General features: G+C 53.6%; 11 protein-coding genes. 7 read left to right on the top strand and 4 right to left on the bottom strand.

Annotation, left to right across the window (positions count from 1 at the left end; genetic code table 11):
- The first annotated feature begins 94 nt into the window (after positions 1–94).
- The 6 genes from TH2_RS06695 (at position 95) to TH2_RS06720 (ending at position 6,790) form a co-directional block, all read left to right on the top strand.
- Entirely contained in the window at positions 95–1,072 is a 978-nt protein-coding gene (locus TH2_RS06695; RefSeq protein WP_008889649.1) for a TAXI family TRAP transporter solute-binding subunit, read from the top strand.
- A gap of 198 nt (positions 1,073–1,270) precedes the next feature.
- Positions 1,271–3,874, top strand: coding sequence for a TRAP transporter permease (locus TH2_RS06700; RefSeq protein WP_008889650.1), 2,604 nt, complete (start codon positions 1,271–1,273; stop codon positions 3,872–3,874).
- A 14-nt stretch (positions 3,875–3,888) separates the two neighbouring features.
- Positions 3,889–4,317 carry a universal stress protein gene (locus tag TH2_RS06705; RefSeq protein WP_008889651.1) on the top strand — a complete coding sequence of 143 codons (429 nt, stop codon included), beginning with the start codon at positions 3,889–3,891 and terminating at the stop codon, positions 4,315–4,317.
- Between the two features lie 246 nt (positions 4,318–4,563).
- Positions 4,564–4,839, top strand: coding sequence for a hypothetical protein (locus TH2_RS21230; protein WP_157193886.1), 276 nt, complete (start codon positions 4,564–4,566; stop codon positions 4,837–4,839).
- 208 nt (positions 4,840–5,047) lie between these two features.
- Positions 5,048–5,914 (top strand): formylglycine-generating enzyme family protein, encoded by an 867-nt coding sequence (locus TH2_RS06715; protein WP_008889653.1) that lies wholly within the window; start codon positions 5,048–5,050, stop codon positions 5,912–5,914.
- Positions 5,915–6,022: 108 nt separating this feature from the next.
- A complete protein-coding gene (locus TH2_RS06720; RefSeq protein WP_008889654.1) occupies positions 6,023–6,790 on the top strand; it encodes a DUF6969 family protein in 768 nt (255 codons plus the stop codon).
- A gap of 127 nt (positions 6,791–6,917) precedes the next feature.
- Here TH2_RS06720 and TH2_RS06725 read toward each other — a convergent pair whose 3' ends face one another.
- A complete protein-coding gene (locus tag TH2_RS06725; protein WP_008889655.1) occupies positions 6,918–7,316 on the bottom strand; it encodes a c-type cytochrome in 399 nt (132 codons plus the stop codon).
- Positions 7,317–7,789: 473 nt separating this feature from the next.
- Between TH2_RS06725 and spbR the strand changes: the two genes are divergently transcribed.
- A complete protein-coding gene (gene spbR, locus TH2_RS06730) occupies positions 7,790–8,926 on the top strand; it encodes a SpbR family protein (RefSeq protein WP_008889656.1) in 1,137 nt (378 codons plus the stop codon).
- Positions 8,927–9,070: 144 nt separating this feature from the next.
- Here spbR and TH2_RS06735 read toward each other — a convergent pair whose 3' ends face one another.
- From TH2_RS06735 to TH2_RS06745, 3 genes are all read right to left on the bottom strand, one after another.
- Positions 9,071–10,462: a TRAP transporter large permease gene (locus TH2_RS06735; protein WP_008889657.1), complete on the bottom strand. Its 1,392-nt coding sequence runs from the start codon at positions 10,460–10,462 to the stop codon at positions 9,071–9,073.
- 21 nt (positions 10,463–10,483) lie between these two features.
- Positions 10,484–11,068 (bottom strand): TRAP transporter small permease subunit, encoded by a 585-nt coding sequence (locus TH2_RS06740; RefSeq protein WP_008889658.1) that lies wholly within the window; start codon positions 11,066–11,068, stop codon positions 10,484–10,486.
- A gap of 110 nt (positions 11,069–11,178) precedes the next feature.
- Entirely contained in the window at positions 11,179–12,240 is a 1,062-nt protein-coding gene (locus TH2_RS06745) for a TRAP transporter substrate-binding protein (protein WP_174713873.1), read from the bottom strand.
- Positions 12,241–12,800 lie beyond the last annotated feature (560 nt).

The following is a 12,800-nucleotide window of genomic DNA, read 5'->3' on the forward strand; positions in this document are numbered from 1 at the left end:
CATCTGATTTTTCTGATGTTTCCGTTTGATTCAGTTGTTCGATGTCGAACATTTGAATGCCTGATAATAGGGTGTAAAAAGGGAGCGAATCCTAATGAAAAAACTTATCGCTGTAGCGGGTGCAGTCGCTGCGATTGCTGGCGCCTCGCTGTTTGCCGGTCAGGCCTCGGCACAGGAAAACCGTTTCATTACCATCGGTACCGGTGGTGTGACTGGTGTGTACTATCCGACCGGTGGCGCGATCTGCCGTCTGGTCAACAAGGATCGCAAAGAGCACGGCATTCGTTGCTCGGTCGAATCCACGGGTGGTTCGGTCTACAACATCAACACCATTCGTACCGGCGAGCTGGACATGGGTGTTGCCCAGTCTGACTGGCAGTACCATGCCTATAACGGGACTTCGAAATTCGAAGACCAGGGTCCGTTCGAAGACCTGCGCGCTGTATTCTCCGTCCATCCGGAGCCGTTCACCGTTGTTGCCCGTGCAGATGCCGGCATCAAGACCTTTGACGACCTCAAAGGCAAGCGCGTGAACATCGGTAACCCGGGTTCCGGTCAGCGCGGTACCATGGACATCGTTCTTGCTGCAAAAGGCTGGACCCTTGATGACTTCTCGCTGGCATCCGAACTGAAGCCGGCTGAGCAGTCCCAGGCGCTTTGCGACAACAAGATCGACGCGATGATCTACACCGTTGGTCACCCGTCCGGTTCGATCCAGGAAGCAACCACTGCCTGTGATTCGGTTCTGGTTGAAGTTGCTGGCCCGGAAATTGAAAAGCTGATCGCTGACAACCCGTACTACCGTGCAGCCACCATCCCGGGCGGCATGTACCGTGGTAACCCGGATGATGTTGTGACCTTTGGTGTCGGTGCGACCTTTGTGTCCTCGACCAACACCGATGCCGACATCGTCTACAACGTTGTCAAAGCAGTCTTTGAAAACTTCGACGACTTCAAAAAGCTGCATCCGGCATTTGAAGTCCTGAAAAAAGAAGAAATGATCAAGGACGGCCTGTCGGCTCCGCTGCATGACGGCGCAGCTCAGTACTACAAAGAAGCTGGCCTGATGTAATCAGGCTTTGGGCGGAGGGCGTTTATCGCCCTCCGTTTTTCTTTTGCGCCCGACGGGTTTGCTCACAAAAATTGAATAAAATGAACACCGTTATTCAGGTGTTGGAGTACTCCGTAGGGGACCGGGTGTGTGTCGACGGAGGCTTTTTGTTTCTGGACCCCCAGTTCAAATGGCTTTCGTAGTGACCGGGAGTTTGTGATGACTGACGACAAGAATACGGAAAATGTGTCCGTCGATCAGGGGCTGCAGGACCTGATTGCGGAAAATGATACAGGGGCCCGTCAACCAAGTGGTTTGACGGCGAAAATATTGCTGTGGCTTGCGGTTGCATGGTCACTGTTCCAGCTTTGGCTGGCCTCGCCATTGCCATTTATCTTTAATTTCGGCGTTTTGAACTCGACCGAGGCACGGTCGATCCATCTCGCTTTTGCAATTTTCCTGGCCTTTATGGCCTATCCGGCCTTCAAGAATTCGCCGCGCAGTTATATCCCGATCATGGATTGGGTGCTGGCAGCGGTCGGCGCGTTTTGCGCGGCCTATATTTACATTTTCTATCGTGAAATCTCGGATCGTCCCGGGCTTCCGACGACGGGCGACCTTGTTGCGGCTGGCGTTGGTCTCGTCATGCTGCTTGAGGCAACCCGTCGCGCACTTGGCCCGCCCTTGATGATCGTTGCGATGGTGTTCCTGGCATATGTCTTCTTTGGCAATGCACCGTGGGTGCCCGACGTTCTGCAATGGAGTGGGGCGAGCTTCTCCAAGGCGATGTCGCATCAGTGGATCACCACCGAAGGCGTGTTTGGTATCGCGCTTGGCGTATCAACCAGCTTTGTGTTCCTGTTTGTCCTGTTTGGATCGCTTCTCGATAAGGCGGGTGCAGGCAATTACTTCATCAAGGTTGCCTTTGCCGCCCTTGGTCACATGCGTGGTGGCCCGGCAAAGGCCGCTGTTTTGTCATCGGCGATGACGGGGCTTATTTCAGGCTCCTCGATTGCCAACGTTGTGACGACCGGTACCTTTACCATTCCGCTGATGAAGCGCGTTGGTTTCTCGGGCGAGAAGGCCGGTGCGGTGGAAGTCGCCTCCTCGGTCAATGGTCAGATCATGCCGCCTGTGATGGGGGCTGCGGCCTTCCTGATGGTTGAATATGTCGGCATTCCTTACCCGGAAGTCATCAAACATGCCTTCCTGCCAGCTACGATTTCCTATATCGCGCTGATCTACATTGTTCACCTTGAGGCGCTTAAGGCGAACATGAAGGGCCTGCCGAAACGGGTGACCTCGACCCTTGGTCAAACGCTGATCAGATCACTTTTGTTCGTGCTGTCACTCGTCGTGCTTTCGGGGCTGGTTTATTACGCCATTGTCTTCCAGAAGCAGCTATTTGGTGATGCCGTTGGTTGGATTGTCGCGCTCGAGTGCGCTGCGATTTATCTGGCGGGGCTTTATTACGCGGCAAGATATCCTGACCTTGAAATGGATGATCCCAACCAGCCGGTGGTCGAATTGCCGGCTTTGGGTGAAACCGCCAAGGCTGGCTTGCATTATCTGCTGCCGGTTGTGGTTCTGGTCTGGTTCCTGATGATTGAGTTGAAATCACCGGGGCTGTCGGCCTTCTGGGCAACGGTTCTGATGATCTTCATCATGCTGACCCAGCATGCTGCCAAGGGCATCTTCCGCAAAAGCCGCAATGTTTCCAACGATCTTAAGCTTGGCTTGATCGACGTGATCGACGGTTTTGCCACCGGTGCCCGCAACATGATCGGTATCGGTGTGGCAACCGCCGCCGCCGGTATCATCGTTGGCACGGTGTCACTGACCGGTATCGGTCAGGTGATGGTTGAATTCGTCGAACTGATTTCGGGCGGCAATTTGATGCTGATCCTGATCTTCACCGCCGTGATCAGCCTGATCCTTGGCATGGGGCTTCCGACCACGGCAAACTACATCGTGGTTTCGAGCCTGATGGCACCGGTGATTGTCGAACTTGGCGCGGCAAACGGACTGATCGTGCCGTTGATCGCAGTTCACCTGTTCGTCTTCTATTTCGGCATCATGGCTGATGTGACCCCTCCGGTCGGTTTGGCCTCCTTTGCCGCGGCCGCCGTATCGGGGGCTGATCCGATGAAGACGGGTCTGGTTGCGTTCTTCTACTCGATGCGCACAGCTGTTCTGCCGTTCCTGTTCCTGTTCAACACGCAACTTCTGATGATCGGTCTGGATCATCCGCTGGATGTGGTGATGGTGATCATTGTTTCGACAATCGCCATGCTGGTCTTTGCCGCAGCGACGCAGGGTTATTTCTTTGCCCGCTCCAAGCTTTGGGAAAGTGCGGCACTGCTGTTGATCGCGTTCACCTTGTTCCGGCCGGGTTTCTGGCTCGACATGATTGCGCCGCCTTATGAAAACCTGCCGGCGACAACCATTGTCGAAGATGCGGCCAACATGCCGCCTGAATCAAACATCCTCCTGGATGTCGAAGGCATCAGCATCGAAGGGGATGAGGTTTCCAAATCCGTGATGCTGCCGCTTGGTCCGGCAGGCGCGGGTGAGGATCGCCTTTATCACGCCGGTATCGGTATCCGGAATGAGGATGGTCGTATCTATATCGACGATCTGGTCTTTGCTGGTCCGGCCGAGAAAGCCGGGCTTGATTTCGACTTTGAAATCACCGCGGTAAAGGTCGAGGCTGATCGTCCGGCCAAGGAAGTCTTCTTTATCCCGGCCTTCCTGTTGCTGGGTGGGATTATTGTTCTTCAACGCCGACGCAAGCGCAGTGAAGACGCGCTTGGTACGGCCTGACTGGGAGATTGAACATGTACAAGGATATTCTGGTCACAGTAGATCTTGATCATGAGTCTTCCTGGAAGAAGGCCGTGCCGGTTGCAATCAAGCAGGCGCAAAGCTTTGGCGCGCGCCTTCATGTTCTGACCGTGGTACCCACGGTTGGAATGTCGATGGTCGGTCAATTCTTCCCGAAAGGCTACGAAACCAAGGTTCTTGAAGCCTATAACGAACGTCTGCATCAATTTGTGGCTAAACATATTCCGTCAGACATCAAGGTGCAGCACATCGTGGGCCAGGGAACGGTTTACGAGGTCATCCTTCAGATCGCGAAGAAAACCAATTGCGACCTGATCGTGATCGGGTCCCACCGCCCGGAACTGAAGGATTACCTTCTGGGGCCGAATGCCGCGCGCGTTGTGCGCCATGCCGATTGTTCGGTCATGGTCGTTCGCGAATAGGATTTGACGGCTTTTCTGCTTGAATAGAGAACGGGGGCGATGCCGTTGCATCGCCCCCGTTGCCGTTGGGACGGATCAGTTATTTACTTCGCGGCGCAAGGGTTAGCCGCACACGGATTGGCCGCACACGGGTTTTTCGCAGCACATGGATTAGCTGCGCACGGGTTAGCCGCACACGGGCTGCACGGGTTAACCACTTTTTTGGCAGCACACGGGTTAGCAGCACACGGGTTCGCGGCACAAGGATTGGCTGCACACGGGCTGCATGGTGCGCAACTTGCCACTTCGGCGGTCGGTGCCGGAAGCGGGGCGGCCATCGCCATCGGTGTTGCCATGGCAAGGCTGGTGCCGATTGCCATCGCCGGGATGAGTGCCTTTTGTGCGAAAGTCATGGATTTCTTGGTCATGTCGTGCCTCTCTGAAGATCCGGGTTCAATCCGGGGCGTTCCATCGCCCATCGGTAAGCGCACTATGATCCAATTCTTCACCGAAGCGGCGTCACATGGTTTCACTGTTATGTGAGACCGTCGTGTTCAAAAAGGTGTTTGCCTACAATTGATTAGAAGCCCATTAGATAAAATGCATGTCAGAAATGCTGGTTGAAAACTGTCAAACCGATTGAAAGTGCGGCAAAAGTTCAGCATCTTGGGGTCAGTTATAAAGGGGGCATAAGTTGGGGTTTCGTTTGAATAAAGCGTGAGCCGCACCGCCCATCAGGACGGAAGTTTGTATGATAGTCGGGGAACGTATCGCAGAAATCTGGAAGTTCTGCGCTGTTGCGTGCGTTGTTGGCCTTGCGGGAAACGCAGAGGCGGCAGGTAATGGAATCCCCGAGACGGTCGACATTCCGTCTGGCTGGTTCTGGCAGGGATCCGATTCAATCGAACGGCAATATGCCTATCAGATTGACGAGCAGGTCTATGGCCACGATATCAGCCGCCGTAACCGTTGGTATGATCTCGAAGCCGATAAATGGCGCGTCCATCTTTTGGGCTATGATATCGGCAAAACACCGGTAACCAACGACCAGTATGCGGTTTTTGTCGAAGAAACTGGCCATCCCGCACCAACGATCAGCCAGGAAGACTGGGAACGTCAGGGGCTGATTTATAACTATGACACCATCGTACCATTCCTTTGGAACGATGGTCGTCCCCCGCGCGGGCGTGGCAATCATCCCGTCGTTCTGGTGTCGTGGCAGGATGCCAACGCCTATACCCGTTGGCTCAGCGAAAAGACGCGTGAAAGCTGGCACTTGCCCGACGAGCTTTATTGGGAAAAGGCGATGCGTGGCCCGGATGGTACGTTCTACCCATGGGGAAATATTTTCGATGCAAGCCGCCTGAACAGTGCTGATAGCGGACCGTTTGATACCATGCCTGTCGGTCAGTTCGAAGCCGGGCCATATGGTGTGCTTGACGGTGTCGGGCAGGTGTTTGAATGGACGTCTTCGTCTTCCCAGCCGGGCTATCGGACAGTCAAGGGCGGATCATGGGATGATCGCGGGTGCGGGGTTTGTCGCCCGGCTGCCCGTCACGCCCGCCCGGAATATCTCAAGCACATCCTGATTGGTTTTCGGGTGATGCGCGATCACTGATCGCCCGAGACGATTGTTGCAAAGCGCCATCAAATCACTAACTGTTGAAAGGGGTTTATTGGCGTGATCGGTCGCAAACCGCCTTATTCTGTGCAAAAGGAATAACGGGTGGATCGCAACGATGTTGGTAAAGAAATGACTGAAGACAAACTCGATTTGGCGTCTATCCCGACAGATCAGCTTGAAAAGATGTTGGCCGCGGGACGCGATGTTATGGAATGTCACCGCGTTCTGACGGCGACGGGCGATAACATCGTCGGTGAACTGATCAAGGGATCGGGGACGTTCTATGAATGGAACCACTACCCCGAAGGCGATGTCTATGATCGCCAGTCACATGCGCAGTTCTATTATCATGCCCATCCCAAGGAAGAACGCCGGGACTGGGACGAGCACGGACATTTCCATACCTTCATGCGCCCGCGCGGCATGCCCGATGGCTGCAAACCCAAACAGATCGAAGGCTTCACCTATCCCGAGGGGCCGAACGATGCGCTTTCGCATTTGATCGCGTTTTCGATGGATGAGTTCGGCTTTTGCCAGCGATTGTTTACCACCAACCGTTGGGTCACGGGCGAAGTCTGGTATGACGCCGAAGACGTCATCGGCATGCTTGATGGTTTTGTCATCGACCATGCCCAGCCGTCCTGGCCGGTCAATCGCTGGGTGTCGGGCATGATGGTGCTTTTCCGGCCGCAGATTGAACAGCTGATCCGCGAACGCGATCAGGCGGTGGCCGACTGGGCGCAAAAACACCCCGACCGTGACGTGTATGAAGATCGTGATCTTGAAGTTACCGCGACCCTTGATGTCGCAACGGTGGAGCAGATGCGTTCGGTCGGCGAAGAACTTTTGCGTCGGCGCGAGGCGGCATAGCAAGCCTGCGCAACAGGTATCTGCAATACCCAAGACGCATTGCCAGAGATTGTAAACAGAGTGCAAATAACAAAAATGGCCGGGGCATGATGCTCCGGCCATTTCGTATTGCGAGATCGTGAAAGTGCTACTGAGCTTTCAGGAACTCGATGATGTCGGCAACATCTTCATCTTTGTTGAGTTTGAACGCCATTTTGGAGCGTTCCTTGGAACCTGCGATTTCGCTCAGTTTCGCGGACGGATCCTTGAGGTAATCGGTCAGGAACGCTTCGTCAGCAACAAAGCCTTTTTCGCAGGCAGCAAGATAACCCTTGCCGTATTTGAAGCCTTTAACCGTGCCGCATTCACGACCGAAAGCGCCAGCAAGACTTGGGCCGACCTTGTTCACACCAGCATCAAGGCTGTGGCAAGCAGCACAGCGCTTGAAAAGTTTTTCACCTTTCGCCGCATCACCAGCAATCGCAGGCGCGGCAGACAGGAAGGCGATGGAGCTGGCAACGAGAACCAGTTTGCGCGAAAACGTCATTATTGAGCCTCTCTCTTAGTTCGATGTTCCCGGTGATCGGGATAATGCACCACTTTCTGGCGCATTTGTGGGTAAACGCAAGGTCAACGCGGGATATTGTTATGCGTCGAACAAGTACAAGATCGCTTGATCTTCAAAAACTGGTAACCAGATCTATCATAGTGTGATGGTGAAAAATTTGAGTTTAGTCAATTTTTGGACTGAGCTGTCGAAATTTGCCAGATTTCAGATGCTTTTGATTGCTGGTGTAAGGCCTAAGACTGAAATAGTGTGTTTTTGCCATTGTGGCAGAAGGTTTGATGAAATCCATCAGGGACGGGGATTATCCCGGTTCGGCAATTGATCAACAGGATGGTTGAAAATCAGGACCTTGTGCCCCAACTAAGGAAAATATGTTTGTCGAATTCCTGCCAGAAGTATAATGTTGGGCATAAATTTGGCAGCCATATGAGAAGCGTGCCAGGAGATATCTATTGCCACGTATCACCAAAGAAGATCTGAGCAAGCTGGTTCAGGACCCGTCAGGGGAAAATCGCGCGGACACGGCCGACAAGATCAGTCGTGAATTCACGACCGAGACCCTGACTGACAGCGAACGTGTCCTGGCCGAAGATATTTTCCGTCTGATGATCCGTGACGCGGAAGTCCGCGTGCGCAAGGCCCTTGCCAAAAACCTTGCCCAGACACCTTTGGTGCCACACGACGTTGCCGCGACGCTGGCCCGCGATGTGGACGAAGTCGCGCTTCCGGTTCTTGAATTTTCCGAAGTTCTTAATGACGACGACCTTGTCGACATCATCGGTGACAATGCCGACAGTGTCGAAAAGCAGCGTGCGATCGCTTCGCGGTCATATGTTTCCGAAGTTGTTTCGGCAACGCTGGTCGATATCGGCCATGAAGACGTGATGGTCGACCTGATGTCAAACCAGGGTGCCGAAATCAGCGAGGTTTCCCTGCAAAAGGTCGTTGATGATTTCGGCGACAATGAACGCATCCAGAAACCGATGATCGAACGCAATCATCTGCCAATCACGATTGCCGAACGCATGGTGACACTGGTGTCCGAACGGATGCGTTCGCAACTGATTTCACGCGGTCACATCCCCGAGGGAATCGTTAACGCCGTCATGACCCAGTCGCAGGAAAGCGCGACCATCGGGCTTCTTGGTGATGGTGTCGAGGAACGCGATGTCGAACTGCTTGTCGAACATCTTTATAACAACAAGCGTCTGACAAGCGGTTTGATCCTGCGTGCACTTTGCATGGGCGATGTATCCTTTTTCGAGGCCGCATTGGCGAAACGTGCCGGTGTCTCGTTGATCAATACCCGTATTCTTATTCATGACAGTGGTCCGTTCGGCCTTGAAGCGATCTATAACAAGGCCGGCATGCCAGAACATTTCTTTCCGGGTGTTCGTGCGGCGATTGAAGTTGCCCGCGAGACTTCCTTTGATGGTGAAGAACATGACAAGGAACGCTATTCACGCCGGATGATCGAACGGGTCCTGACCCAGTACGGTGATCTTGGGGTCGAGTTTGATTCAGATGACGTCGATTATCTGATGGGCCGTATGTTGCAGCTTCCGGGGGAACGGGCGTTGCATCACTGATCTCGCCTGTCAGCACGATGATCTTGCAGTCAAAACCGCCCGATGTGTAATCCGGGCGGTTTTCTTTTGGGGCTTCGTTGGCCAAACAAAAAGGGCGCTGCCATGCCGGCAGCGCCCTTTGTCAGTTCTTATCCAAACGCCATGCTATTCAAGCAGCGTATTGGGCATCCACAGGGCCAGTTCCGGGAAGTACATCACGAGGATAAGACCCAGAACCTGCAGAAGTACGAAGGGAATGATGCCTTTGTAGATCTGCTGGATGGTGATGGATTTCGGCGCCACACCCTTGAGATAGAATAGGGCAAACCCAAACGGTGGCGTTAAGAAGCTTGTTTGCAAGTTCACCGCCACAAGGACCGCAAACCAGGTCAGAACCTGTGCCTCGGTGGCTTCGAGGCCGCCGATATCAAGGTGATGCCCAAAATCAAGCTGGGCAATGACCGGTGCAAAGATCGGCAGAACAATCAGGGTGATCTCGACCCAGTCAAAGAAGAAGCCAAGGATAAAGACGATCAGCATCAGCAGAAGCAAGATGCCCCATGGACCAAGACCGGCACCTTCGACAAGGTCAATCACCAGATCATCACCGCCCAGCGAACGGAAGACGTAGGAAAACACCGTCGCACCGGCAAACAGGAAGAACAGCATCGCGCCGGTCAGTGCCGAACGTTCGCAGACATCCTTAAGGACCGGCCATTTCAGGCGCCCCTTGACCAGTGCAAGGAAGGTCGCACCAACCGCACCAACGCCTGCGGCCTCGGTCGGGGTGGCAAAGCCGGCAAAGATCGAACCCAGAACCAGAACAATCAGGAAGACCGGTGGCAAGAAGCTGCGCAGCATCATCATGACAAGGTCTTTGCCGTGTACGGCTTCGCCTTCTGGAAGCGGCGGGGCAAGCGACGGGTTCAGCTGACAGCGTACAAAGATATAGACCGTGTACAAGCTTGCAAGGAGCAGACCCGGAATGATCGCTGCCAGGAACAGGTTGCCAACCGATACCGACAAAAGGTCGGACATCAGAACCAGCATGATCGATGGCGGGATCAGAATGCCGAGCGTACCCGATGCCGCAATCGTGCCGGTGGCCAGTGACGGATCATAATTACGACGCATCATCACCGGCAGGGCGAGCAAGGTCATCATGACAACCGATGCGCCAATAATACCGGTGGTTGCCGCCATGATGGTGCCCATCAGGGTTACCGAAAGGGCAAGACCGCCCGGCACCTTGCGCAGCAGCATGTTGAGGCATTCCAGAAGATCTTCTGCAACACCACTTTTTTCAAGCATCGTGCCCATGTAAATGAACATCGGCACGGCAACCATCACCATGTTTTCGGAGATGCCGCCCCAGATACGTGAAACGATATTGAAAAATTCAATAAACGAGAAAACGTCATAGGCCATGCCCAGGAAGCCAAAGCCGATCCCGATGCCGGAAATGACGAAAGCAACCGGAAGTCCCGTGAAGACAAGAATGCCGAGCGAGGCAAACATGAACAGCGGAAACCAGTCTTCGATATAGAAGTTATCCATTTGGAATTATCCCCGTTCCGCTCAGTCTTTGATCTTGGCAGTGCCAAGTTCTTCAAGATGGTGGGTCCCGACGTAATAGCCTGCGCGCTTGTGCAGGTTGGTCGGGCCAAAGACATAGACGAAGCATTTCAGGAAGATCGAAAGCCCCGCCATGGCGAGAAGGCCAAAGCCGATGGGAATGGTTGATTTGATGATCCAGCGATGGGTCAGACCCGTTGTTGAAGCCGATACTTCGCCGCTTTCAAAGGAACGGGCGACAAAATCAAACCCGAAATACAGCACCAAAGCACAGAATGGCAGCACGCAAATGATGCCACCGATCATCTCGACAATCGCGCGGGTACGGGGGCGAAGATTGTCGCGGATAAGTTCAATACGAACATGTGCATCGCGAATATAGGCGAAGCCAAAGCACAGCATAAACAGGCCGGTATGCAGGTGCCATTCAAGCTCCTGGAGCTTGATGGATCCCTGACCGCCGAATTTACGCTGGATCACGTCGTACAAGATGACGATCATCAATGGTATCGCAAGCAGGCTTGCCCACTTTCCCACACGGGTCACGATGGCATCGATGATGTCACTAAATTTCAGTAGCGCTTCCATAGAAGGTCTCCCGGGTCTTCTTATCGCGGTCAAGGCCGGGGCACGGAGCACCCGGCCTTGCCGAGACTTGTTTTTGTCGACTGACTTAACAGTCGTTCAGACCTGTTGGATTAATCGAGATAACCGATGTCTTTCCAGATCTTGTAGTTTTCGCGGAAGCTCTGGAGGCTTTCGTAAGCCATTTTGAAGTTCGCATCTTCAGCTGAAAGCTCGGCTGCGACTTCTTCCCAGGCACCACGCATGGCATCGAGCATTTCCGGCGACCACTTCTTGATGTTCACGCCTTTTTCCTGAAGTTCTTTCAGGGCGTCGAACTGGATCGCTTCACCTTCTGCAAAGCCATATGCAAGGTTGTCGTTACAGACGGACTCGATCTGGGCACGCTGCGTATCGGAAAGCGCATCCCATTTTTCCTTGTTCATCATCAGATCGAACAGTGTCGACTGCTGATGCCAGCCTGGGAAGTAGTAGTACTTTGCGACCTGGTGGAAGCCGAGTTTCAAGTCAATCGCCGGCATGGAGAACTCGGTCGCGTCAATCGTGCCAAGTTCAAGTGCCGGATAGATGTCGCCACCGGCCAGAAGCTGGGTGGACACACCAAGTTTTTCCATCACCTTCGCGCCAAGACCGAAGAAGCGCATTTTCAGACCCTTGAGGTCTTCCGGGGAATTGATCTCCTTGGAGAACCAACCAGATGCTTCCGGTGCGATCAGGCCGCAGAACAGCGATTTGATGCCATGTTCGGCATAAAGCTTGTCAAAGATTTCCTGGCCACCGCCAAACTTGACCCATGCCAGATATTCACCTGCCTGCGGGCCGAACGGTACGGCACCGAAAAGCTGAAGGGCCGGAACCTTACCTGCCCAGTAACCCGGGGTGGAGAAGGCCGCATCAATCGAGCCGGTCGAAACCGCATCGAAAACTTCCAGTGCCGGCACAAGTGCGCCCGGCTCATAGAATTTGATGTTGATATTGCCGCCAGAAACTTGGTCGATCTTCTCGTCGACGCGTTTGCCAAGCGTACCAAGCTGGGTCAGGCTGCCCGGATAGGTCGAGCCCATTTTCCAGCGAACGCGATCCTGGGCATCCGCATCAGAAGGTACTGCCGCAACCGCGACCGCAGCAAGAACGGCCGCACAAGTTGCGGATTTAAGCATTTTAGAAAAAGTCATTCGTCTTCCTCCCTAAGAAGTCCGAAATTGGTAATACCACGTGAGGCCGACCACCACCTTTTGCTTTTATTATTGGGTGGTATTCTCCCCGATTTTTATGTTGCAGGGCGAAGCATAAGCGTATTTCGCAAGGATGAGCAAGTTTGTTTCACCGTTTGCGAAAGAAAATATCCTTTTGCAGTGCGAAAAGAAAACTTCGTGTCAGGCGTGGAAAGCAGGAATTCCGCACGGGAATGCGCATTTGGCGTTCATTCATGCCGTTTGAAAATACCGGGTCAAAAAGCTGTATGATCGTCGCGGCTTAGGGGATTTTGGTTTTATCACCCCAATTATTGTGGGGGGATTCGTACCCGGGATTCTGTGTGACGCCAGGGTGATGTCGGGACGATTGTTGCTTCAATCTTGGCGAAGGATGCTGTCTTGCGATATTGCAAATGCAACAGATGGTGTCATTTTCGACGTAACACAGGGGAAGAAATCGTTTGAAAACGAAAACGGGCGGCCTTTCGATGAAAGACCGCCCGACTGATGGTCGGAGCGAGAGGATTCGAACCTCCGAC

Origin of the sequence: Thalassospira profundimaris WP0211, assembly GCF_000300275.1 — a bacterium.
GTDB classification, from domain to species: domain Bacteria; phylum Pseudomonadota; class Alphaproteobacteria; order Rhodospirillales; family Thalassospiraceae; genus Thalassospira; species Thalassospira profundimaris.